This window comes from Azoarcus sp. Soil_N_20 (genome assembly GCF_057656155.1).
Map to the genome: position 1 here is coordinate 169912 of NZ_JBDGKX010000005.1, position 24791 is coordinate 194702.

Genomic DNA, 24791 nt, shown 5'->3' on the forward strand with positions numbered 1-24791 from the left:
AGCTCCGCCTAGCGCGGCGCGCCGGTATCGTGATCGGCGTGTTCACACCCGCAGCGCGGGGGGACCGGATCGAGCCCGCCCGGATTCCACGGGTGGCAGCGCAGCACGCGGCGCAGGGCAAGCCACGAGCCGTGCAGCGCCCCGTGGGTTTCGATGGCTTCGAGTGCGTAGTGGGAGCAGGTCGGGTAGAAACGGCAACGCGGCCCGAGCAGGGGACTGATGAACAGTTGATAGCCCCTGATCAGGCCGCGCAAAAGCCAGCGCATCAAGCGGATTCCGGACGATGCGCCCGGCACGGCCACGGAATGAAGCTCCGCGTGCCCGCATCGGGCAGCAGTTCAGCCGCCATGCATCTTCTTGAGTTTCTCGCGGCGCTCCTGCGCCTCGAGCGACAGCGTGGCGGTCGGACGCGCAAGCAGGCGGCCGATGCCGATCGGCTCGCCGGTTTCCTCGCACCAGCCATAATCACCGGTGTCGATCCGCATGATGGCTTCCTCGATTTTCTTCAGCAGCTTGCGTTCGCGGTCACGCACGCGCAGTTCGAGGGTGTGCTCTTCCTCGACGCTGGCGCGGTCGGAAGGGTCGGGTGTGGCCTCGTTGTCCTGCAGATGAGTGGTGGTCTCTTGTGCATTCTCGAGCAGCTGATCCATCTCGTCCTGCAACAGCTGCCGAAAGAAGGCCAGCTGGCGCGCCGACATGTAATCGGACTCCGGCGCGGTACGGAGTTCTTCCTCGGTCATGAGGGCAGGCGTGGTGATTGCATTCATGTTGTGATTCCTTGTTCGGCATCCGTCCGGACTGGCAGGTCGTGACCATACCGCAAAGCGGGAATTGTTGCGACTACCGTGACCATCGGATGCAGCACCCGCAGCTTGTCCTGCCCATTGTCCCCTACTGCCAACCCCCGCCCATCACCTTGTAAAGCGTTACCCGGTTACTCGCTTCGGAAAGGCGCGTGCCGATCAGCTCCTGCTCCGCAGCATACCGCGAACGCTGCGCGTCGAGGAGACCGAGATAGCTGTCGATACCGTTACGATAACGTGCGTCGGACAGACGATAACTTTCGTTGCTGGCTTCGACCAGCTTGCGCCGGGCGTCGAGCTGCTCGGCAAAGGTGGCGCGCTCGGACAGCGCATCGGCAGTTTCGCGGAACGCGGACTGGATTGTCTTCTCGTAGCGGGCGACGTTGATCTCGCGCTGCACCTCGGCCACATCCAGGCTGGCACTGAGTTCGCCGGCATTGAAGATCGGCAGGACCAGTTGCGGCGCGAAGCTCCAGGTACCGGAACCGGCGCTGAACAGGCCGTCGAGGGTCGAGCTCGCGGTGCCGGCCGTCGCGGTGAGGGTGATGCGCGGAAAGAAGGCGGCCCGGGCAGCACCGATGTTGGCATTGGCCGCTCGCAGCTGACGCTCGGCCTGGAGCACATCGGGGCGCCGGACCAGAACCTCGGACGGCACGCCGGCGGGAAGATCGGTGACGGTACTGACCGCATCGACCAGCCGATCCGGCAACAGCCGGGCGGGCACGGGGGCTCCGATGAGCAGCGCCAGCGCGTTCTCGTCCTTCGCCACCAGCGCGGCATAACGGGCGGCATCGGCGCGCGCGCGCTCCATTGCGGTTTGCGCCTGATGCAGGTCGAGCGAGGACACGGCACCGGCGTCGACGGCGCGCGTGGTGAGTTCCACCGACTTCTGCTGGGTCTCGAAGGTGTTGCGGGCGAGATCGCGCAGTTCGCGGTCGGCAGCGAGGGTGAGCCAGGCGTTGGCCACTTCCGCGACCAGGCTGATCTGCGCACTGCGCTGCGCATCTTCGGTCGCGAGATAGGCTTCCAGCGCCTGATCGCGCAGGCTGCGCACGCGGCCGAAGAAATCCAGTTCCCATGCGGCAATGCCCACGCTGGCGCTGAACTGGCGGCTGATTGTCGGTTCGCCGCTGTTGCTCAGGTCGCCCGGCAGGCGCTGTGCATTCTGGCTGCCATTCAGATTGACCGCCGGAAACAGGTCGGCGCGCTGGATGCGGTACTGCGCGCGGGCCTGCTCGATGTCGAGCGCGGTGACCCGCAGGTCGCGGTTGCTGGCCAGCGCGATGCCAATCAGTTCGCGCAGGCGGGCATCGGCGAAGTAGTCGCGCCAGTCGATGTCGGCCGCGGCCGGCGCGGTCGACTCCGCCGGTAGTGCCGCCTCCGGCCAGGTCGCCGGCACCGGCGCGGCGGGGCGCTGATAGTCCGGTGCGAGCGTGGTGCACGCGCCCGCCAGCAGCGCAGCCAGGGCCATCGCCAGCGTGTGTATGGGGCTCATGTCCGTGCCTCCGGAGCGATCGCGGCCGGGGCGTCGGATGGCACCGGCTTGTCCTTGAAAATGCGCTTGATGGTCACGTAGAACAGCGGCACGAAGAAGATCCCCAGCGCGGTGGCGGCGATCGTGCCACCGAGCACGCCGGTGCCGATCGCGTTCTGACTGCCCGAGCCCGCCCCGGTGGCGATCGCCAGCGGCAGCACGCCGAGGCCGAAGGCGAGCGAGGTCATCAGGATCGGGCGCAAACGCATGCGCACCGCAGTCAGCGTTGCGCTGATCAGATCCTTGCCCGCCTCCACTTCGGCCTTGGCGAATTCGACGATCAGGATCGCGTTCTTCGACGACAGGCCGATGGTCGCGAGCAGGCCGACCTGGAAGTAGACATCGTTCGACAGGCCGCGTCCGGTCGCCGCGAGCAGCGCGCCGAGAACGCCGAGCGGCACCACCAGCATCACCGCGAACGGCACCGACCAGCTTTCGTACAGCGCCGCCAGGCACAGGAACACCACCAGCAGCGACAGCGCATACAGCGCCGGCGCCTGTGCACCCGAGCGCCGCTCCTCGAATGAAGTCGCGGTCCACTCGAAGCCGATCCCGGGCGGCAGCTTGGCGATGATCTCTTCGACCGCGTTCATCGCGTCACCCGAGGACAGCCCGGGGGCGGCCTGGCCGAGCAACTCGATCGAAGGCTGGCCGTTGTAGCGCTCCAGGCGCGGCGAGCCGAAGCTCCAGTGCGCGGTGCTGAAGGCCGAGAACGGCACCATCTCGCCCCTGCTGTTGCGCACGAACCACTTGCCGAGGTCTTCCGGCGTCATCCGTGCGGCGGCATCGGCCTGCAGATACACTTTCTTGATCCGGCCGCGGTCGAGGAAATCATTCACATAGGTGCCGCCCCACGCCGTGGACAAGGTGTCGTTGATATCGGCCACGCTGATGCCGAGCGCGCCGGCCTTGGCGTGGTCGATATCGAGCTGGTACTCGGGCGTGTCGTCCTGCCCGTTGGGGCGTACCCCGACCAGGCGCTGGTCCTGCGCCGCCATGCCGAGAAACTGGTTGCGCGCGTCGATCAGCGCGGCGTGACCGACACCGGCACGATCCTGCAACATCACGTTGAAACCGTTGGACGTACCGAGTTCGATCACCGCGGGCGGGACGAAGGCGAACACCATTGCCTCACGGATCTGCGAGAACGCGCCCATCGCACGCCCGGCGACCGACTTCACATCCATGCCCGGCCCCTGGCGTTCGTCCCAGTGCTTCAGGTTGACGAAGCCGATACCCATGTTCTGGCCACTACCCCCGAAGCTGAAGCCGGCCACCGTGAACACTGCCCGCACGGTGTCCTTCTCGTTCTCGAGGAAGTGCTTCTCGACCTTTTCCAGCACGGCCAGCGTACGCTCCTGGGTGGCCCCCGCCGGCAGCATGACCTGGTTGAACATCACCCCCTGGTCCTCTTCGGGGAGGAAGGAGGTCGGCATGCGCACGAACAGCAGGCCGAGCACGACCACGATTGCGGCAAAGATGGCGAGGAAACGCAGGCTGCGGTTCAGGATCCCGCCCACCGCCGACTCGTAGCGCTCGGTGTTGCGCGCGAACATGCCGTTGAACCAGTGGAAGAAGCGCCCGAACAGGCCGCCTTCGCCATGCTCGTGGCCTTTTTCGACCGGCTTTAGCATGGTCGCGCACAGCGCCGGCGTAAACACGATCGCCACCAGCACCGAAAGCGCCATCGCCGACACGATGGTGATCGAGAACTGGCGATAGATCACCCCGGTCGAGCCACCGAAGAAGGCCATCGGCACGAACACCGCCGACAGCACCAGGCCGATGCCGACCAGCGCGCCGGTAATCTGCCGCATCGACTTCCTGGTCGCTTCCTTGGGCGACAGCCCCTCCTCGGTCATCACCCGCTCGACGTTCTCGACCACGACGATCGCGTCGTCCACCAGCAGGCCGATCGCGAGCACGATGCCGAACATGGTCAGGGTATTGATCGAGAAGCCGAACGCCGCCATCACCCCGAAGGTGCCGAGCAGCACCACCGGCACCGCGATGGTCGGAATCAGCGTCGCGCGCAGGTTCTGCAGGAACAGATACATCACCAGGAACACCAGCACCACCGCCTCGATCAGGGTCTTGACCACTTCTTCGATCGAGATCCTGACGAAAGGCGTGGTGTCATACGGCACCACGACCTCCACTCCGGGCGGGAAGTAGCGCTTCATCTCGTCGAGTTTGGCGCGCACCGCGGTCGCGGTGTCGAGCGCATTCGAGCCTGCCGCGAGCCTGACCCCGATCCCTGCCGCCGGGCTGCCGTTGAAACGGGCCACGGTGCCGTAGTTCTCGGCGCCGATCTCGATCCGCGCCACGTCGCCGAGGCGAACTTCGCCCCCTTGCGCCGACGTGCGCAGCAGGATCGCGTTGAACTCCTCCACCGATTGGAGGCGGCTTTGCGCGGTAATCGTCGCGGAGAAACCCTGACCGGGCAGCGCCGGGGTGCCGCCGAGCTGGCCGGCCGAGACCTGGGTATTCTGGGCCTGGATCGCCGCCTTCACGTCGCCCGGCGTCAGCTTGTAGTTGTTGAGCCGCGCCGGGTCCATCCACACCCGCATGGCGTACTGTGCGCCGAATACCTGGACCTCGCCGACGCCGGTGACCCGCGACAGCGGATCCTGCACCGTCGACACCAGGAAGTCGGACAGGTCGACCGCGTCCTGGGTGCCGTCGGTCGATACGAAACCGATCACCATCAGGAAGTTGCGTGCCGACTTGGCGACCTGGACGCCCTGCTGCTGCACGGCCTGGGGCAGCAGCGGCAGCGCCAGCTGCAGCTTGTTCTGCACCTGCACCTGGGCGATGTCGGGATTGGTCCCGGCGTCGAAGGTCAGCGTGACCGAGGCTCGGCCATACGCATCGCTGGCCGAGTTCATGTACAGCAGACCGTCGAGCCCGGTCATCTTCTGCTCGATGATCTGGGTGACCGAGTCTTCCACCGCCTTGGCCGAGGCGCCCGGATAGGTGGCGTTGATCACCACCGCGGGCGGGGCGATCGACGGATACTGCGACACCGGCAACTGCAGGATCGACAGCGCCCCCGCCAGCATGATGACGATGGCAATGACCCAGGCAAAGATGGGCCGATCAATGAAAAAGCGCGCCATGGTTCAGGCCCTCAATTGGTGGCCGACACGGCGGTAGCGGTGGTGGCAGCAGCTGCGGCAGCAGGCGCAGGCGCGGCGGCGCCGATTTCCTGCACCTGGACCTGGGCGCCGGGTCGGACCTTTTGCAGCCCATCGACGACGATCCGGTCGCCGACCGTCAGGCCTTCGGTCACCACCCACTTGTCGCCGAGCGAGCGCGCGGCCACCACGGTGCGCGACTCGACCTTGCTGTCGGCCCCGACCACCATCACCGTCGCATGGCCGCGCGCGTCGCGACTCACCGCCGCATGCGGCACCATGATCGCGGCATCGGTCTGACCCTGGGCAAGCCGGGCGCGCACATACATGCCGGGCAGCAGATCGCCCTTCGGATTGGGGAACACCGCGCGCAGGGTCACACTGCCGGTACCGGCATCCACCGACACCTCGGAGAACGCAAGCTTGCCCTCGACCGCATACTGGCTGCCATCTTCCAGCACCAGCCGCACCGGTACGGTCTGGCCGCTCACCCGCTTGAGCGCGCCGGATTCGAGCTGGCGCTTCATGCGCAGCAGATCGGCGCTCGACTGGGTGAGGTCCACATAGATCGGGTCGAGCTGCTGCACCGTGGCCAGCGCGTCCGTCTGGTTGGCCGTGACCAGCGCGCCGGGCGTCACCGTCGACCGGCCGATGCGGCCGGAGATCGGTGAGTTTACCCGGGTGAATTCGAGATCGATGCGCGCCTTGTCGACGGCTGCACGCGCCAATGCCAGATCGGCCTCGGCCTGCTTGAGTGCCGCAACTGCATCGTCGTTGGCCTGCTTGCTCACCGCTTCGATCTTGACCAGATCGGCATAACGCCCGGCCTTCAGACGCGCACTGTAGAGATTGGCCTCGGCACGGGCGACGTTCGCCCTGGCGCTGTCGTGGGCCGCACGGTAGATCGCGGGATCGATCTGATACAGGGTATCGCCCGCCTTGACCTCGCTGCCTTCGGCGAACAGCCGCTTCTGCACGATGCCGCTGACCTGCGGCCGCAGTTCGGCCACCATGTAGGCCGCGGTACGCCCCGGCAATTCGTCGATCAGCGGCACCGATTCGGTTACCGCCACCACCACGCCCACGGTCGGGGCTCCCGCCCCGCCCGGCGCCGCCCCGGGCTGCTGGCCTCCGCTGCAGGCAACAAGGACCAGGGCGCTCGCCAGTGCCGTCGCGAGTGGCTTGAACTGGCTCAGGGGTTGAATCTGCATGACTATGCCTCGTGAGGATTGTTGTCCGGCGCAACCGCCTGTCCGGGTGGGAATGGCCTACACCGTGCGACTAGAACGGTTGTTCTAGATTGAACGCTCATTCTATGTTAGTGTCCGATCCGTTGCAAGCCAGTTAAAACAGATTCTCATTACATTAGGGAGACAGGACAATGAACACCGTTGCGCCCATGCCCGCCGAGTGCACCCGCGCAGAGGCACGTCGCACCCAGATTCTCTCCGCTGCTATGGACTGCTTTCGCGAGCATGGGTTTCATGGCGCCAGCATCGCACAGATCTCCAAGACCGCCGGCATGAGCGCGGGTCATATTTATCATTATTTCGAGAACAAGGAAGCGATCATCGCCGCGATCGTGACCCGCGATCTCGAGCGGATGCTGACCCTCACCGCAGAGCTGCGCGCGGCCAGCGATGTGCTCGAGGCACTGGTCGGTCGCGCCGGCGAAGGCGTGGTCGACCATCTCGACCCGCGCACCGCCGGCCTCGAACTCGAGATCCTCGCCGAAGCGGCGCGCAACCCCGGTGTGGCCAAGGTGGTCCGCGAAGCCGACCGATGCTGCCTCGGCAGCCTCGCCGACACCCTGCGCATCCTGCGCCGTGCCAACGGCCAGTCGGACGACGATGCCACCATCGCCGCCATGTCCGAGATGATCGCGGTGATGTTCGAGGGCCTGAACGCCCGCGCCATCCGCAACCCGGCGCTCGACCGCGACATGCTCGTCGCCATGTTCCAGCGCGTCCTCCGCAGCCTCGTCACCGACACTCGCTGAATCGCCCCGGCGGGCTCCCGTCGCGGTGCGCATCGCACTATGATTGGCATCGTCATTCGCCAGCCCGGGGCGCGGCAACCGGCGCCAGCCATCGACAGGAATTCTGGTGCGGTGCAATATCGAGCCCGGAACGGCAATCACCCGACATGGAGATCGCGATGGACCTCGAAAGCTATATCCGCGCCCTGCCCAAGGCCGAACTGCACCTGCACATCGAAGGCTCGCTCGAACCGGAGATGATGTTCGCACTGGCGCAGCGCAACGGCGTCGCCCTGCCGTGGACCAGTGTCGAGGCCACCCGGGCCGCCTACGCCTTCAGCGACCTGCAGAGCTTCCTCGACCTGTACTACGCCGGCGCCGCCGCGCTGATCCACGAGCAGGACTTCCACGATCTGGCACTGGCCTATTTCACCCGTGCCCATGCCGACGGCGTGGTCCATGCGGAACTCTTTTTCGACCCCCAGACCCATACCGAGCGCGGCATCGCCTTCGAAACCGTGCTCGACGGCCTCGAACGCGCCTGCAACACGGCACAGGTGCAGTTCGGGATCAGCTCGCGGCTGATCCTGTGCTTTCTGCGCCACCTCAGCGAAGAGGCCGGATTCGCCACCCTCGAACAGGCCCGGCCGCAGCTCGGCCGCATCCATGGGGTCGGACTGGATTCGTCGGAAAAGGGACATCCGCCGTCGAAATTCGCCCGCCTGTTCGCCCACTGTCGCCAGCTCGGCCTGCATGTCGTCGCCCACGCCGGCGAGGAAGGTCCACCCGCCTACATCGTCGAGGCCCTCGATCTGCTCGGGGTCGAGCGCATCGACCACGGCGTGCGTGCCGCCGAAGACCCGGCGCTGCTCGAGCGTCTGGCGCGCGAACAGATCGCGTTGACCGTATGCCCGTTGTCCAACGTCAAGCTGTGCGTGTTCGAGCGCCTGCAGGACCACAACCTGAAACGGCTGCTCGACGCCGGCCTCAAGGTCACGATCAATTCCGACGACCCGGCCTATTTCGGCGGCTACATCGGCAAGAATTTTCTGGACACCGCGCAGGCTCTGCACCTGAGCCGCGCCGAACTCAAACACATCGCGCGCAACAGCCTGGAAGCGAGCTTCGTCAGCGCCGCCGAACGCGCGCCCTGGCTCACCCGCCTCGACGCGCTGGCTGAGACCTGAGCCGCCGCGCTGCGGTCGCCGCGCCGGCGATCAGCCACCGCGGGGCCACCGCACGACAAGCTCCCGACCCGATGATTGTTAACCCGACATTCTTCCCTCCTCCGGAGTCCTGTCATGACTGATCGCCGTACCGCGCTGAAATGGAGCGCCGCCCTCGCCGCCACCGCGCTGTTGCCGACCGCCCCGCTGCACGCGCAGGGCGCCGGGCCGATCAAGGTCGGCTTCGTCTATGTCGGCCCGGTCGGCGAGGCCGGCTGGACCTTCGCCCACGACCGCGGCCGGCGCGCGCTCGAGGCGGCCTTCCCGGGCAAGGTCAAGACCACCTTCATCGAGAGCGTGCCCGAGGGCGCGGACGCCGAGCGCGTCATCCGCAGCCTCGCGCAGGACGGGCACAAGGTGATCTTCACCACGTCCTTCGGCTACATGGATTCCACCCTCAAGGTAGCGCGCCAGTTTCCGCGGGTGGTGTTCCAGCACGCCACCGGCTACAAGACCGCGGCAAACGCCGGAACCTATGACGTCCGCACCTACGAGGGCGCCTACCTGGCGGGCGTGGTCGCCGGCAGGATGAGCAAGTCCGGCCGGCTCGGCGTGGTCGGCTCGCATCCGATCCCCGAGGTCATCCGCAACATCAACGCCTACACCGTGGGCGCGCGCAGCGTGAACCCCGCCGCCACCACGCGGGTGATCTGGGTCAATTCATGGTTCGATCCGGGCAAGGAACGCCAGGCCGCGCTCACCCTGCTCGCCCAGGGCGCCGACGTACTGATGCAGAACACCGACTCGCCGGCGGTGCTGCAGGTCGCCCAGGAAAAGGGGGCGTATGCCTTCGGTTGGGATTCGGACATGGCGGCCTATGGCCCCGGGGCCCAGCTCGCCGCCAGCGAGATCAACTGGGGGGTGTGGTACACCAAGGTGGTCGGCGAGGTGCTGGAGGGGAAGTTCGAGCCGAAGCAGCAAGTGTGGTACGGCCTCAAGGAGGGCGCAATCGACCTCGGCCGCTTCGGCGCGATGCTGCCTGCCGACGTGAAGGAGCTGGTTGCCGAACGCCGCAAGGGCATCATCGACGCCACCCGTCCGGTGTTCGGCGGGCCCCTGCGCAATCAGGCCGGCAAGGAGGTCGTCGCCGCCGGCCAGGCCATGAGCGACAAGGACAAACTGGCGCTGAACTACTATCTGGAGGGTGTCGAGGGCACGGTGCCGGGCGCCAGGTAAGGCGGACCCCCGGCCTGATCAATCGGCGTCCCGCCTTGCTAGCCGGCCTGTCAGCATGCGGCAGCGTTCAATCCGGCACCCACCGGCGCCCACCCACCACGCGCTCGAACAGACGCCAGCCTCCCGTGTCCGCGCCGCCACACAAGCCGTAGCGGAACGGGGCGGCGTCCCTGCCCGGCGTTTCGAAACGCAGGTCCATGAAGTTCACGCATACGCCCGCACTGCCGGCCACTTCCACATGGTCGAGCACCGGGAACATCGCGAACCAGCGATAGAAGGCAAAGTCCTCCGCCGCCCACACCCTGCGCGCGAGCGTTTCGGTCTCGCCATTGCCGAACTTCGGCTGAACCGCCCACTGCGCCATCGCCACCGGCAGATAGTGCGCGGACAGGCGCCGGATGAAGTTGTCCGCTGCGGTCGCCACCAGCGGTTCGCTGCGCCGGGTGTTGATGTGGGCGTAATGGTAGCGTTCGCCGTCGAACACGATCGCCGTCCAGTTGAACGGCGAAGCCGGACGCGGCGCCGCATCGAGCTCGACCACCGCGATGTTGCCGGCGGCGGCATAGGCCCTTGCCGCCTCGATCGCTTCGCCGCGCCCGACTGCACTCAGCCCCACCCAGCCGGCCAGCGCGAGCAGTGCCACCCCTGCCGGTACCCGGCTGCGTTTCCACAGCGCACTCGCCACCAGCCCGACGAGGATGATGCCGGTGAAGCCGAGATCGATGATGAAGGTGGTACCCCAGCCGAAGCGCCGATCGGACAATGGCGCCAGGATCATGGTGCCGAACTGGGTGATCAGGTCACCGAGGATATGGAGGAAGATGCTGACGCCGGCGATCAGATAGAACGCACGCCAGTTCGCCGCAGGGCGGTCGCGAGCGCGCAAACGAAACAGCGCCGCGATCGACCACGCCACCAGCAGCGCCCACAGCGGTAGCAGCAGTAGGGAATGCGTTACCCCGCGATGGCCGCGGAGATAGGTCAGTTCGGACACATAGCCGAGCACGAAGTCGAGATCGGGAAAGGCGGCGGCGGCGGCGCCCGCCACCACCGCCTGCCACACCGGGGGAAGAGGCCGGGCGGGGTGTCCGCTCGCCCGGGGCGCGAGGAGGCGCCCCGCAAGGGCACCGGACAGGGCGTGGGTCAGCGTATCCATGCGGCGTTGGAGAAGCGGTCGGGCGCTTCGTTCCCGACCATGCCCGCTTCGCCGCGAGGACCAGCACCGGATCGAAAGCGGTGTCGCGGCAGCGGAACCCAGCCGGCCGCGCATCGACGGGGACGGCTCAGGCGGGCAGGGCCTCGCCGTGATGACGCACGCCGAGATAGCGGGCGGAAAGTTGCAGGAAGCGATTCAGAATGTCCGTGCTCATGGGGCACCTTCTCATTATGGTTGTTGATAAGCGGTGTGAGAGTTGGCCCGCAAGCATCTGGTTCAACACCGGGATGCAACAGAGTATTGCCCTCTCACCGCGCCTCTCCGCGCCCGGGGCCTGCGGCAGGGACAGCCCTCAGCTCGCGATCCGGACCCGGCTCCCGCGCACACCCTGCATCACCTCGATCGCGACGTCGATCTGCTGCTTCATCTCCTCGACATGGGAAATCACCCCCACCATGCGGCCGCGCTGCTGCAGGTCGATCAGGGCTTTCATCGCCATGTCGAGCGACTCCGGATCGAGACTGCCGAAACCTTCGTCGATGAACAGGGTGTCGAGCTGCACCCCGCCGGCATAGGCCTGGACCACGTCCGACAGGCCGAGCGCCAGCGCCAGCGACGCCATGAAGCCTTCGCCGCCGGACAGCGTGCTCACCGGGCGGGCACGACCGGTGTAGTCGTCCATCACTTCCAGATCGAGACCCGCGGCACGACGCGCGTCGGCCACCTCGCCGCGCCGCTGCAGCAGGTAGCGGCCACGGCTCATCGCCTTCAGGCGCAGCGATGCTGCACGCAACACATCGTCGAGCAGGGCGGCGAGCACGTAGCGCTGGAAGGTGAGGTTGCGCCCGTTGTCGCCATTGGCAATCGCCGCGAGGTGGCCGGCCACCCGGTACTCGGCCTCGATCACCCCGGTCTCGCGCGCGATCTCGGCCAGCAGTGCAATGCTGCGCTTGAGCGCCTCGCCCTCGACCTTGCGCTGACCGAGCTGCCCGAGCACCTCGTCGAGCCGGCTGCGATCGGCCGCAGCACGGGCCTCGAGCACAGCCAGATCGGGGCGCGCCAAGCCTTCGACCGCCGCGGCCGCGCGCAGCTGGCGTTCGCGCGCGGCGGCATGGGCCTCATCGAAAGCGCTGAGCGTGGCGGCGAGCGCATCGGTCGCATCGGGATCGAGCACTGCGTCGCGGTATGCCGCGTCGTGGTCGAAACCGGTGCTGCGCAGCGCAGCGGCGAAGGCGGCACCCGCCTCCTCGGCGCGCCCCACGGATGCCGCTGCGGCCTGGACCAGGGCGTCCTGCCGCGCCCGCAGCGCGGCCTCCTCACGCGCTGCGGCGCCATGTGCCTCCTGGGCCTGACGCAGCGCACGATCGAGTTGTTCGCGCTGCGTGCGCGCCGCCTTCAGCGCCGCCTCGAGTGCGGCGGGCGCACGCAGCGCCTCGGGCACTGCCGCGCGACGTTCGTCGACCCGATGACGGGCGACCTGCACCGCACTTGCGGCGTCGGCCGCGGCGGCACGAGCCTGCTCCAGCGCGGAGCCGGCGGTCGCCACCGCGGCCTCGTGTTCGATGACCTGCGCGCGGGTCTTGGCCAGCGCCGCCCGGGCGGCGGTCGCGGCCTGCAACTGGCTGCGCAGCGTGGCCACGGTATCGGGCTGCGTGCCACCCGCTGATACAGCGACAGCATCGAGCGCCGCTTGCAGGGTTTCAACCTCGCCCTGGCTGGCAGCGGCCAGACGGGCGGCACCATCAAGGGCGGTCCGGGCAGCTTCCTGGGCCTGCTCGGCGACACGCACCGCGTCCGCGGCACCGCTCAGCGCGGCCTCGGTCGGCAATTCGCCGTCGAAGCGCGCGGGCTCGGGGTGTTCCGCGCTGCCGCAGACCGGGCACGGACCACCGTCGTGCAGATGTTGTGCGAGAATCGCCGCCTGTGCCCGCCGCCACGCGGCATCGAGCATTTCAAAACGGGCCCTGGCCGCGTCGCGGGCAGCGAGCGCCGCATCGAACAGTACTTGCCGCCGGGCCTCGTCCGCCCGCAGGGCGTCGCGGTTGCGAATGCGCGCCACCAGCGTCACAACCGCCTGTTCGCGCTGTTCGGCCTGTTGCAGGCGCAGGCCCAAGGCATCGGCCGCGGCAGCAAGCGGCTGCAGGGTTTCGATCTGTTGGCTCAGCGCCTGGCGGCCGGTGGTCAGCGCTTCAACGCGCGCCGCCGCGGCCGCGAGCGCGGCATCCATCGCGCGCTGTGCCGACTGCCGGCCTTGCAACTCGCCCTCGGCACGCGCCAGTTCCTGCACCTGTCCGCCCAGGCCTTCGAGCCGAAGCACCTCGCGCTGCGCAGCCTCGCGCGCCGGCCCGCGTGCGTTCTCGCGCTCGAGCAGCGCCGCGGTGCCTGCAAGCGCCTCGGCGGCAACCCGCACCCGGTCGGCGGCGTCCACGGCCGACGCACGGGCCGCGCCCGCCTGCTTGCGTGCCTCGATCAGCGCACGGTCCGCCGGCAATACCTGCAGCGCCTTGCGCGCCAGCGCCAGCCGGGCGCGCTGCAGCCCGGCCTCGGTCTTGCGTGCATCCAGCGCCTGCAGTGCGTGCCCTGCCGCGTCACTTTCGGCAAAACGGACCGCGGACGCCTGACCCGCCTGCAGTGCCGCACCGGCGGCGGTGTCGGCAGCACGCGCAAGGGCTTCGGCGGCGAGCAGCCCGGCCAGAGCCACTTCCACCGCGGCGTGGCGGGCCTCCAGCACCGCGGCGGACTCGGCCCCGGCCTGCTCGAGCACGGTCTGCCGGCGCAGGCGCGCGTCCTCGGCACGCTTGCTCAATGCGGCAGCCTCGCTCTTGAGCGCATCCTGCACGCGCTTGTAGGCGACGGTGCCGAACAGGGTTTCGAGGATCTTCTCGCGTTCACCGGAGCCGGCCGCCAGCAGTTTGCGGAACTGGCCCTGCGGCAGCAACACGACCTGGCGAAACTGCTCCGCCTCGAAACCGAGCAGTTCGGCCACCTGGCGGCTGACTTCGGTCGTTCTGGTCGACAGCGGGACCCAGGTTTCCGCCCCCGGCTCGCCCTCCCGCCGGTAGAGCGTCGCCTTGGCCGCGACCTTGACCACGGTCTCGCCGCTGCGGGTGGCGCGCTGCGCCGCGCGTTCCTGCTCGGGGATCCGATGCACCCGGTAGCGCTGTGCACCGAGCGCGAAGTCGAACTCGATCTCGGTCTGCAGGGTCGCGTCGGCATGATGGCTGCGCATTTCGCGCGCGCTGCGCTCCCCGCCCGAGGTGTCGCCATACAACGCACAGGTGATGCCGTCGAGGAGTGCGGTCTTGCCCGCGCCGGTGGGGCCGGAGATCAGGAACAGCGCGCCCGGCGGCAACAGGGTGAAATCGATCTCCTCGCGCCCGGCAAAGGGGCCGAACGCCTGCAGGACGAGTCGAAGCGGCTTCATGCGTGACGCTCCTCGTGGTCGACGGCGTTCACGATGCGGGCGAGCACCGCGGCCGCGGCATCCTCCAGCGGCTGGCCGGTCATCTCGGCATAGAAGCCGGCAAACAGATCCTCGACCCGGATCCGGCGATGATCGGCAGCGGCCCGCCCGTCGCCGGCGCCCTGCAACATGGGGCGTTCGATCGCCAGCGCATTGGGGTAGGCGGTGCGCAGTTTGCCCATCGCGTCGAGCAGCGCGCCGCTGTCGGTGAGGCGGGCCAGCACATAGTCGTCGCGTCCAGGGTCCGCCGCCGCGGCGGCGACGATGGACTCGAGAGTACCTTCGACAATGCGCAGGTCGCGGCGCGGCGCGAGGGCGATGCGCTCCACCGTGCACGTCCCCGCGGCATCGAGTTCGACCAGGTTGACCGACTTGATGTGGTCGGCCTCGGCAAAGGAATACTTCAGCAGCGAGCCGGCGTAGTGGATGCGCGCACTGCCGGCCTGTTGCGGGCGATGCAGGTGGCCGAGCGCGACATAGTCGAAGCCCTCGAACAGGGCCGCCCCCACCGCACCGGAACCGCCCACCGACAGTGGCCGCTCGGACTCCGATTCGCTGCCGCCGAGCACGAAGGCATGAGCGACGACGATCGCGCGCGTGCCTGCGCGATGGGCGGTGCGGATCGCCTGCAACTGGGCACCGAGCGCCGCGTGGTGGTCGGTCAGGCTGTCGTCGCCGAGCGCCGCACGCACCAGCGCCGGTTCGGCGTAAGGCAGTGGATACACCGCCACCTCGCCATGGGCGTCGCGCAGCATCAGCGGCACCACCCTATCCGTCACCGGCCCGCACACCGTGAGCCCGGCGCGGGTGAGCATGCCGGAGCCGAAGGCCAGCCGGTCCGGGCCGTCGTGGTTGCCGGCGATCATCACCACCGGAATCGCCAGCCCGGACACCAGCTCGGTCAGGACCGCGTCGAGCAGGCGCACCGCCTCAGCCGGCGGCACCGACCGGTCGTAGATGTCGCCGGCGATCAGGATCGCGTCCGGACGTCTTTCGGCGGCGATGCGGACGAAGTCGCGCAGCACGTAGGCCTGGTCTTCGAGCAGCGAAACGCCGTGATAGACCCGGCCGAGGTGCCAGTCGGCAGTGTGGAGGAAGCGCATGGGGAGACCGCGAGGAGGAAAAGCCGAACCCGGAGTTTCGCACACCTGCCGCGGCGATCAAGCAAGACAGCCGGTCACGATGGTGCCGCGCACGCCGGATGCGCGCCTCATGCGTGCCACGGCACATCGATCGCACCTCCGTGTGCGGGCGCCCGCGCACGGGTCCGCCCTATCCGCTCGGCAGCTGGCGCAGGAAGCCGGTGACGGCGCGCATCTCCTCGGTCAGGTCGTCGAACGACTCATGGTCGCCCGGCCGGATCAGCAGGCGCACCCGGTCGTGCGTGCGCGCGGCGTACAGGCGCGATGCATCGGCCACCGGCACGATCCGGTCCTGCTCACCATGGATCAGCAAGGCGGGACAGCGCAGCCGGGCCATGCTGGCGAGCGGGGCGATGTCGTCGAAGCGATGGCCGATGGTGGTCTGCACGTAGTCCAGGATATAGCTGCCCATCCACTGCGGAATGCGCTTGTCGGTGAGCCAGCGGCGCATCATCTCCGCCGGGTGGGCGAAGGCCGCCACGCTGACGACCGCGGCCACCTCCGGGCGACGGGCAGCACACAGCAACACCGCGCCGGCGCCGACCGAGTGCCCGAGCAGGGCGATCCGGCGGGCATCGATCCCGGGCCGCGCGGAGAGCCAGTCGAAGGCGTGCTCCGCATCCTCGGCGAAACGGGGCAGGGACGCGAAGCTGTCGTCGTCGGAATGGCCGTGGCAGCGCGCATCGATGAACAGGGCGGCGAAGCCCGCCTCATGCAGCGGACGGGCAAGCGGCAGCATCATCCGGGCGTTGCCGCCCCACCCGTGCACCACGACGACGGCCGGCACCGGCTGCCCGGGTTCGCCGAACGCGGGTGGAATCAGCCAGCCGTGCAGGATCTTGTGGTTGGCGGTCGGAATGCACACGGTTTCGAAAGGCAAATCGACCGAGTCCGGCGCGGTCGTGTCGACGATGCGCGGTGCGGCCAGTCCGGCCCGGATCGCATGCCGCACACCGACCCGCAGTGCAAGGAGCGCACCACCGCCAGCCAGCAGGAACAGAACGGAAGACAGTGGAAACGGCACCATGGACGGCCGATGGGCAAAGGACGATTGTGCGCGCCCGACCAACCGACCCACAAGCGGGCCTTCGTGCCGGGCAGTCCGTATCGACGGGACATGCACCGCTTCGAATCATGATCCGCAGCGCCACCGGCGCGGACCCGGCTGCCGCGCGCAACCCGAATGGCTTGCTCCGGAGGCCGTTTCTTGCCGACAATCGGGCATTCCCCGCCTGGAGCGACCATGCTTGCCATCGTCACCGGACACAGCCGCGGCCTCGGCGCGGCGCTCGCCGAGAACCTGCTCGGTCGCGGTCATCGCGTCCTTGCCCTGGCGCGCAGCGGCAATGCGCCACTTGGTGCACGTTATCCGGCCCTGTTGCACGAGACCGGACTCGACCTTGCGGACCCGCAGGCGCTCGCCACCTGGCTGGCGGACGGTGCACTCGACCGCTTTCTGGCCGCGGGCGGTCCGGCCGTGCTGATCAACAACGCCGGACTGCTGCAGCCGGTCGGCCCGCTCGGCAGCCTGCCGGCCGCGGCCGTGCTCCAGGCGGTGACCCTGAACGTGGCCGCGCCGCTGGCGCTGGCCAATGCCTTCGCGGCCGGCGCCGCGGCCGATCGCGAGCGCCGCATCGTGCACATTTCCAGCGGTGCGGCGCGCAACGCCTATGCCGGCTGGAGCGTGTATTGCGCCGCCAAGGCCGCGCTCGACCATCATGCCCGTGCGGTCGCACTGGAAGCCCAGCCCGGACTGCGCATCTGCAGCCTTGCACCAGGCGTCGTCGATACCGGCATGCAGGCCGAGATCCGCGCCACGCCCGCGACCCGGTTTCCGCAGCGCGCACGCTTCGAGGCGCTCAAACAGAATGCACAGCTCGAGCGCCCGGAACGCTGCGCGGCCCGATTGGTGGACTACGTGCTGTCCGCGGCCTTCGGTACGCTGCCGGTGGCGGATCTGCGCGAGCTTGCCTGACGGGCGCCCGAGCGCGCGTCGGCCTTGATCCGCCAGCACGAATCAATCACAGTCGGAAAAATACACTCAGATGCCGGATGCCCGAATGCAATCCCCGCTCTTCCCCCGTACGCCACTGCTCACCGGCACCGATGTCGAAGCCAAACGCGGTGAACTGCTGGCCTACTTCCGCACCACCTTCGAGCGCTACGAGTCGCTGTTCGCAGTCCTCGCCGGTGACGAGGCCTTCACCCGCAAGCCGATCCGCCTGCGTCATCCGCTGATCTTCTACTTCGGCCACACCGCGACCTTCTTCATCAACAAGTTCATCCTCGCCGGCCTGATCGGGCAGCGCATCGACCCCCGCCTGGAATCGATGTTCGCGGTGGGCGTGGACGAAATGAGCTGGGACGATCTCGACGACGCCCGCTACGACTGGCCCTCCGTGGGCGAGGTCGCCGACTACCGGCGCCGGGTTCGCGCGGTGGTGGAGCAGGTGATCCGCGATACCCCCTTCACCCTGCCGATCGGCTGGAACGATCCGCTGTGGGCGGTGGTGATGGGCATCGAGCACGAACGCATCCACCTCGAGACCTCGTCGGTCCTGATCCGCCAGCACGCTCTCGAGTACGTGCAGCCCAGCCCCGCCTGGCGCCCCTGTCGCCAGTCCGGCGCGGCCCCCGACAACACGCTGGTCGATATCCCCGCCGGCCGCGTTCGCCTCGGCCGCAAGCTCGACGAGCCGATCTACGGCTGGGACAACGAGTACGGCCGTCACGAGGCCGAGGTGCCGGCATTTCGCGCCGCCAAGTTCTTGGTCAGCAATGGCGAGTTCCGCGCCTTCGTCGACGCTGGTGGCTATGCCGATGACCGCCTGTGGGACGAGGAAGGCCTGGGCTGGAAACGCTACGCCCGCGCCGAGCACCCCAGCTTCTGGGTGCCCGAGAGCGGCGGCTGGAAACTGCGCCTGATGACCGAGGAAGTGCCGATGCCGTGGGACTGGCCGGTCGAGACCAACTGCCTCGAGGCGCGCGCCTTCTGTCGCTGGAAGGCACGCGAAACCGGCCTGCCGGTGCGCCTGCCCTCCGAAGACGAATGGAACCGGCTGTACGATCACGCCGGTCTGGCCGATGTGGGGCACGACGCAGCCGCCACCGCCAACCTGCATCTCGACCACTTCGCCTCGAGCTGCCCGGTAAGCACCTTCGCCCACGGCGAGCTGTACGACGTGGTCGGCAACGTGTGGCAGTGGTGCGAAACGCCGACTTACCCCTTCGACGGCTTCGAGGTGCACCCGATCTACGACGACTTCACTACCCCGACCTTCGACGAGCGCCACAACATCATCAAGGGCGGCAGCTGGATCTCGACCGGCAACGAAGCGCGCCACGCCTCGCGCTACGCCTTTCGCCGCCACTTCTTCCAGCACGCGGGCTTCCGCTACGTGGTCACCGACACCCCGGTACTGAACCCGGCCTCCACCTACGAGACCGATGCCCTGCTGTCGCAGTACGCCGAGTTCCACTACGGCGACGAAGTCTTCGGCGTACCCAACTTCCCCCGCGCGCTGGCCGAACTCGCGATCGACGCCCACCGGCGACTGGGCAACGGCCGTTTCGGGCGCGCGCTCGATCTCGGCTGCGCCACCGGCCGCGCCAGCTTCGAACTGGCGCGCGCCTTCGCCCGCGTGGTCGGCATCGACTTTTCGGCGCGCTTCATCCAGGCCGGGGCGCGACTCGCCGAAACCGGCAACCTGCGCTACACCCTGCCCGACGAGGGCGAGTTGGTGAGCTACCACGAACGCCGCCTCGACGCGCTGGGCCTGGCCGAGACCGCGCACCGGGTCGAGTTCTGGCAGGGAGACGCGTGCAATCTGAAGGCCGTCTTCACCGGCTTCGACCTGATTCTCGCCGCCAACCTGATCGACCGTCTGTACAGTCCGCGCCGCTTCCTCGCCGACGTCGCCCACCGCCTCACCCCCGGCGGCCTGCTGGTGCTGGCCTCGCCCTACACCTGGCTGGAGGAACATACCAAGCGCGAGGAATGGATCGGCGGATTCAAGCAGGATGGCGAGTCGCGGACCACGCTCGACGGACTCAAGGACCTGCTCGGCGCACAGTTCGAGCTGGTGCAGGGTCCGCAGGCAGTACCGTTCGTGATCCGCGAAACCCGCCGCAAGCACCAGCACACGCTGTCGGAACTCACCGTGTGGAAGCGCCGCGGATGAGCCACCAGACGATACTGCGGATCACCACCGACGGCCGCGGCATGACCGACCTCACCGCCGAGGTCGCGGCCGCGGTGGCCGCCAGTGGCGTTGCCACCGGCATCGCCCACGTCTTCGTGCGCCACACCAGCTGCGCGCTGCTGATCACCGAGAATTTCGACCCCGACGTCCATCGCGACCTCGAAACCCTGGCCCGGCGCTGGGCCCCCGACGGCGACCCGGCCTACCACCACGACCTCGAGGGCGACGACGACATGGCCGCGCACGCGCGCAGCGTGCTCACCGAAGTCGCGCTGACCGTACCGATCGGCAACGGCCGCCTGCTGCTCGGGACCTGGCAGGGCATCTACCTGTGGGAACACCGCAGTCGGAGCCACAGCCGCGAGATCGTGGTGACGGTGCTTGGGGACTGAGGCCGGATCGCCCGCGCTGTCCGCTCCTGACGCACGTCGCGGCATCGCTTGAGGCGGCGGGCGGAAGCCAGCCCTGCGAGGCCGCACCGGACGTACGCTACGGGTCAGCTTGTCAGCCCTTGGCGCTAGCCTTGCTGGCGGACAGACCGCCCAGGCTCCTCGCCACCCACTCCTTGAAACTCTCCAGCAGCGAAAGCAGCGCCGGCACGAAGAACAGCACCAGCACCGCCGACACCGCGAGGCCGAAGGCGATCGACGCCGCCATCGGGATCAGAAACTGGGCCTGCAGCGAGCGCTCGAACAGCAAGGGGGTGAGGCCGCCGACGGTGGTCAGCGAGGTCAGCAGTACCGCGCGCAGACGGCCGCAGGCGGCGCCGACGAGGGCGTCGTGCAGGTCGGCGCCCTTGCGGTGCAGATCCTTGAACAGGGTGACCAGGATGATGGAGTTGTTCACCACGATGCCCGACAGGCCGAAAAGGCCGAACAGCGACAGGATGGTGAGGTTCATGTCCAGCACCCAGTGGCCGAAGATCGCCCCCGCCAGGCCCAGCGGAATGGCCGCCATGACCACCAGCGGCCACGTCCATGACGCGAACGACCACACCAGCACGAGGTAGATCAGGCCGAGCCCGAGCGCGAGGCCGTTGGCCATGTCGGCCATGGTTTCGCGCTGGTCGGCGGCACGGCCCTGGAAGCTGTATTCGAGCCCGTACTTCTCCGCCAGGCGCGGCAGGGCTTCGCGCTGCAGCTCGGCCTGGATCACGTTGGCATTGGTGCGCGCGGTATCGACCTCGCCCGACACCTCGACGGCAAGCCGGCCGTCGGCATGGCGCAGCGCCTCGAAGCCGCGGCGCGACTCCCAGCTGGCCACCGTGGCCAGCGGGGCGAAGCTACGGTCGGGCAAGCTGACAGTAAGGCGCTCGAATACGTCGAGGCGCTCGCGCTCGGTGCGCGGTAGCAGGACCCGCACTTCGAGCTCGTCGCGGCCGACCTGGACCAACTGCGCGAGATGACCGTCGAACGCCGCACGCAGTTGCCGACCGAGGCTCTCCGTGGTCAGGCCGAGAGCCTCCCCGGCCGGGGTCAGCCGATACACCAGTTGCTCGCGGCCGAAAGGCATGTCGTCCTCGGTTTCGCCGACGCCGTCGATGCTCTTCATGGTCTCGGCCAGTTCGAGCGCGGCGCCCTTGAGCGCTTCCGCGCTGTCGCCGGTGAGGCGCACATTGAGGTCGCGCCCGGGCGGGCCGGACTGGCGCGAGTTGAAGGTCAGCAGCTCGAGCCCGGCCACTGCGCCGACCTTGCTGCGCCAGGTGGCGAGGAACTGCTCGTTGCGCACCGTGCGTTGATCCGGCGGCGCAAGCTGGACCATGATCGCGGCCAGTTGGTCACCGCGCGCGCCCGCCCCCGAGCCAACGCCGATGGTGCCCCCCAGGCGCGCGACCGCGGTCTCTACCAGGCCGCCGCCGAGTTCGCGGTCGGTGTCGAGCAGGGCCCGCTCCAGTTCGCCGAGGAAGGCCGCGGTCTGCGCCCGCGGGGTGCCGGCGACGAAAGTGGCGTTGGCATACACCACCTGGCCTTCCGGGGTGGGAAAGAAGACGAAGTTGATCCGCCCGCCGGCAAGCAGGCCAACCGCCAGGATCATCGTGGCCAGGGTGAGCGCCACGGTGGTGCCGCGCCAGTCCAGCGCCAGCGTCACCACACGGCGGAAACGGCCGTCGCGAAAACGCACGAAACCCTCGTCCAGGCGTTGGCGCAGGCGCGATGTCTTGCGCTCCGCCTCGCCCTGCAGCGCATGCTTGAGGTGGGCGGGCAGGATCAGAAAACTCTCGAGCAGCGAGGCCATGATCACCATGACCATGACGAAGGGAATGTCGCCGAGGATGTTGCCGATGACGCCGCCCACCATCATCAGCGGAATGAAGGCCGCCACCGTGGTCAGCGACGCCGCCAGCACCGGCCACAGCATGCGCCGCGCGCCGCCGAGCGCAGCCTGCTCGGGGCCCTCGCCCATGTTGCGATGGGTGTCGGCGTCCTCGCTGACCACGATCGCATCGTCGACGATGATGCCCAGCGCCATGATGAGCGCGAACAGACTCATCATGTTGATCGTGCCGCCGAAGAACAGCATCAGCCCGAGGGTGGCGAGAAAGGCGGTGGGGATGCCCACCATCACCCAGAACGCCACCCGTGCCGGCAGGAAGGCGTACAGCACCAGCACCACCAGCAGCAGCCCGGAAAGGCCGTTGTTGATCAGCAGCTGGATGCGTTCGCTGATCAGCTCCCACTGCGCGTCGAACACTTCGAGCCGGATCGAGGCGGGCAGGGTGGGGCGGGTTTTCTCCAGCCAGGTGTCGAAGGCGCGTGCCGCCTTCAGCGAGTGGCCGCTCTCGGCGCGTTGCAACTGCAGCTCGATCACGGTGTCGCCCGCCGCGCTCAAGGCCAGGTCGCCGGGACGCGGCTCGCGGCCGATGGTGGCGATCTCGCCGAGCGCGACCCGGCCGCCGGCGTCACTGACCACCGCCAGATCGTCGAAGGCGCGCGCGTCGCGGCGTTGCTCGAGGCCACGGATCTCACGCGCGCCGTCCTGCTCACCCGCCATCCCGGCGGGCACGTCGCGGGCAAGCTGACCGACCCGCTCACCGACCTCGACCAGCGACATGCCCAGGGTCTCGAGCGCAGCCGAGGACACCTCGATCGCGATCCGCTCCTCGGGCAGGCCGGTGATCGTCACCCGGTCAATACCGCTGGCGAGCAGCTCGCTCTCGAAACGACGCACCCAGGGGCGCAGTTCGTCCACGTTGCTGCCGCGCACCAGCAGGCGGGCGATCGGCTCGTAGCGCGCCACCCGGCTGATCTCCGGCGTTTCGGCGTCGCGCGGCAGGTTGCGGAACTCGTCCACGCGCTGGCGCACCTGGTCGAGCGCCTGCAGTGGCTCGGTGCCTTCATGCAGTTCGAGGGTGAGGCTGGCTATCCCTTGGGCCGAGGTCGAGCTCATCTTCTTGAGTCCGTCGACGGTTTTCAGCCGCTCCTCCAGCGGCAAGGTGATACCGACCTCGACATCCTCGGCCGCGGCACCGCTCCACACCACCCGCACCGAGATCACGTCGAGCTCGAACGAGGGGAAGAATTGCACGTTCATCCGGGTCAGGCCGATCGCCCCGATCACGAAGGCGAGCAACATCAGGACATTGGCGGCCACATGGTGGCGCACCAGCATCGACAGCGTACCCTGGTGCTTCATGGCGCGAGCACCTCGACCGCAAGGCCGTCGATCGCATTGGGCAAATGGGTGCGCATGACCTGCTCACCCGGGGCCACGCCGGGCGCGCGCACCAGCAGCCGGACTTCGTCCGCATCGCGGCGCTCGCCGACGCGGGTCACCCGCACGCTCACCAGTCGGTCTTCGCGCACGACGTAGATGCGGTCGCCGCCGTGCAGGGCCGAGTACGGCAGCACCAGAACATCGGGCGCGAGCGGACGCTCGAGCACGGCATTGACGAAGGCGCCCACCGGCAGGTTGGCCCCGTTGTCGATCCGCAACAACACGTCCACCCCGCGTGCGTCGGCCTCGCCGCCGATCCGCTCCAGCCGCGCGCGGATCGTGGTGGCGCCGAAGTCGGCACTGGCCTCGGGGTGCTCGCCCCGGACCAGCGCCAGGCGCAGCTCCTCGGCATACATGGCCGGCAGCCGTGCGCGCAGGAACAGTTGATCCGATGCGTACAGCGTGAGCAAGGCCTGTCCGGGCTGGACCTGATCGCCCGCGGCCACCTCGACCTTGCCGATGCGCGCGGCGAACGGCGCCACGATCTCGCCGCGACCGGCGTCACGTTCGGCCTCGGCGAGTCTGGCCCGAAACTGGGCGAGGCGCGCCGGATGTTCTGCGATCGCCTGCTGACGTTGCGCCAGCGACAGGCGCACGCGAGCAACTTCTTCGCGGGTCTGGTCGAAAGCGCTCACCGCCCCGAGGCGGGCGTTCTTCAGTTTCTCGAACCGTGCCTGCTTGGCCTCGGCCAGTGCCAGCAAGGCCTTTTCCTGTTCGATGGCCTCGCGATCCGCAGCATGCCGGATGCGCTCGCGCTCGACATCGGCCCGCGCCTGCGCCACCCGGGGCTGGAGGTCGCGCGGATCGAGTTGCGCGAGCACTGCGCCGGCGGCGACCCGGTCACCGTCGCGCACCTTCACTTCGAGCAGGCGCCCGGCCACCGACGCCGCGGCACGCACCTTGTCCGGCGCCTCGATGCGGCCGTAAAGCACCAGGGTCGGCCGCGCCGCCACCGCCTCGACCGCCATTGCCTCGATCCGCCACACGCGTTCGCGAACCTCGACCGCCGGGGGTGCCGGGCGGGTGGCCTTGAGGACGAGGAAGCCCGCGACCGCGAGCGCGATGACAATGGCGGGAAACAGACGACGACGCATTGAGGCAGATCCCGGTTCCGACCGGAACGCTGCCCATGACCCGGCCGCACGACGCCGTGTCACACGTCGCCCGGCAAACGGACCGGCAGGACCGACCAGTTCGATTATTAGAAAACGCTTATTTTACGCCCAAGCGCGGGTTCGTGCCGTCTTTGATGCCGAATTC

17 protein-coding genes are annotated in these 24791 nt (G+C 68.5%); 6 read left to right on the plus strand and 11 right to left on the minus strand.

Going from position 1 to position 24791, the window contains the following annotated elements; translation table 11 throughout:
* Positions 1-8: 8 nt before the first annotated feature.
* From yidD to AC3A35_RS12200, 5 genes are all read right to left on the minus strand, one after another.
* Positions 9-266, minus strand: coding sequence for a membrane protein insertion efficiency factor YidD (gene yidD, locus AC3A35_RS12180; protein ID WP_487436561.1), 258 nt, complete (start codon positions 264-266; stop codon positions 9-11).
* A 72-nt stretch (positions 267-338) separates the two neighbouring features.
* Positions 339-767 carry an RNA polymerase-binding protein DksA gene (dksA, locus tag AC3A35_RS12185; protein WP_487436368.1) on the minus strand — a complete coding sequence of 143 codons (429 nt, stop codon included), beginning with the start codon at positions 765-767 and terminating at the stop codon, positions 339-341.
* 124 nt (positions 768-891) lie between these two features.
* On the minus strand, positions 892-2298 hold the full coding sequence (gene adeC, locus AC3A35_RS12190; protein WP_487436369.1) for an AdeC/AdeK/OprM family multidrug efflux complex outer membrane factor: 1407 nt from the start codon (positions 2296-2298) through the stop codon (positions 892-894).
* Positions 2295-5456, minus strand: a complete 3162-nt coding sequence (locus AC3A35_RS12195) for an efflux RND transporter permease subunit (protein WP_487436370.1) — start codon at positions 5454-5456, stop codon at positions 2295-2297. Before AC3A35_RS12195 ends, adeC begins: the two co-directional genes overlap by 4 nt.
* Positions 5457-5467: 11 nt before the next feature.
* Positions 5468-6685, minus strand: a complete 1218-nt coding sequence (locus AC3A35_RS12200) for an efflux RND transporter periplasmic adaptor subunit (RefSeq protein ID WP_487436371.1) — start codon at positions 6683-6685, stop codon at positions 5468-5470.
* 170 nt (positions 6686-6855) lie between these two features.
* On the opposite strand from AC3A35_RS12200, the gene AC3A35_RS12205 reads away from it, so the two are divergent.
* From AC3A35_RS12205 to AC3A35_RS12215, 3 genes are all read left to right on the plus strand, one after another.
* Complete coding sequence (locus tag AC3A35_RS12205; RefSeq protein WP_487436372.1) at positions 6856-7473, plus strand: TetR/AcrR family transcriptional regulator; 618 nt, start codon at positions 6856-6858, stop codon at positions 7471-7473.
* A 158-nt stretch (positions 7474-7631) separates the two neighbouring features.
* Positions 7632-8639: an adenosine deaminase gene (locus AC3A35_RS12210; protein WP_487436373.1), complete on the plus strand. Its 1008-nt coding sequence runs from the start codon at positions 7632-7634 to the stop codon at positions 8637-8639.
* A 114-nt stretch (positions 8640-8753) separates the two neighbouring features.
* A complete protein-coding gene (locus AC3A35_RS12215; RefSeq protein WP_487436374.1) occupies positions 8754-9854 on the plus strand; it encodes a BMP family ABC transporter substrate-binding protein in 1101 nt (366 codons plus the stop codon).
* A 67-nt stretch (positions 9855-9921) separates the two neighbouring features.
* Here the strand turns inward: AC3A35_RS12215 and AC3A35_RS12220 are convergent, their stop codons facing one another.
* The 4 genes from AC3A35_RS12220 to AC3A35_RS12235 form a co-directional block, all read right to left on the minus strand.
* Positions 9922-11010 carry a metal-dependent hydrolase gene (locus tag AC3A35_RS12220; protein ID WP_487436375.1) on the minus strand — a complete coding sequence of 363 codons (1089 nt, stop codon included), beginning with the start codon at positions 11008-11010 and terminating at the stop codon, positions 9922-9924.
* A 352-nt stretch (positions 11011-11362) separates the two neighbouring features.
* Positions 11363-14434, minus strand: a complete 3072-nt coding sequence (locus AC3A35_RS12225) for an AAA family ATPase (protein WP_487436376.1) — start codon at positions 14432-14434, stop codon at positions 11363-11365.
* Positions 14431-15576, minus strand: coding sequence for an exonuclease SbcCD subunit D (locus AC3A35_RS12230; RefSeq protein ID WP_487436377.1), 1146 nt, complete (start codon positions 15574-15576; stop codon positions 14431-14433). The genes AC3A35_RS12225 and AC3A35_RS12230 overlap by 4 nt, the downstream gene beginning before the upstream one ends.
* Before the next feature lie 169 nt (positions 15577-15745).
* Positions 15746-16642 (minus strand): alpha/beta hydrolase, encoded by an 897-nt coding sequence (locus AC3A35_RS12235; RefSeq protein WP_487436378.1) that lies wholly within the window; start codon positions 16640-16642, stop codon positions 15746-15748.
* Between the two features lie 216 nt (positions 16643-16858).
* Between AC3A35_RS12235 and AC3A35_RS12240 the strand changes: the two genes are divergently transcribed.
* From AC3A35_RS12240 to AC3A35_RS12250, 3 genes are all read left to right on the plus strand, one after another.
* Positions 16859-17590 (plus strand): SDR family oxidoreductase, encoded by a 732-nt coding sequence (locus AC3A35_RS12240; protein ID WP_487436379.1) that lies wholly within the window; start codon positions 16859-16861, stop codon positions 17588-17590.
* An 85-nt stretch (positions 17591-17675) separates the two neighbouring features.
* Entirely contained in the window at positions 17676-19796 is a 2121-nt protein-coding gene (gene ovoA, locus AC3A35_RS12245) for a 5-histidylcysteine sulfoxide synthase (RefSeq protein WP_487436380.1), read from the plus strand.
* On the plus strand, positions 19793-20209 hold the full coding sequence (locus tag AC3A35_RS12250; protein ID WP_487436381.1) for a secondary thiamine-phosphate synthase enzyme YjbQ: 417 nt from the start codon (positions 19793-19795) through the stop codon (positions 20207-20209). The genes ovoA and AC3A35_RS12250 overlap by 4 nt, the downstream gene beginning before the upstream one ends.
* A 112-nt stretch (positions 20210-20321) precedes the next feature.
* Here the strand turns inward: AC3A35_RS12250 and AC3A35_RS12255 are convergent, their stop codons facing one another.
* Complete coding sequence (locus AC3A35_RS12255; protein WP_487436382.1) at positions 20322-23450, minus strand: efflux RND transporter permease subunit; 3129 nt, start codon at positions 23448-23450, stop codon at positions 20322-20324.
* Positions 23447-24625, minus strand: a complete 1179-nt coding sequence (locus tag AC3A35_RS12260; protein WP_487436383.1) for an efflux RND transporter periplasmic adaptor subunit — start codon at positions 24623-24625, stop codon at positions 23447-23449. Before AC3A35_RS12260 ends, AC3A35_RS12255 begins: the two co-directional genes overlap by 4 nt.
* Positions 24626-24791: the final 166 nt, after the last annotated feature.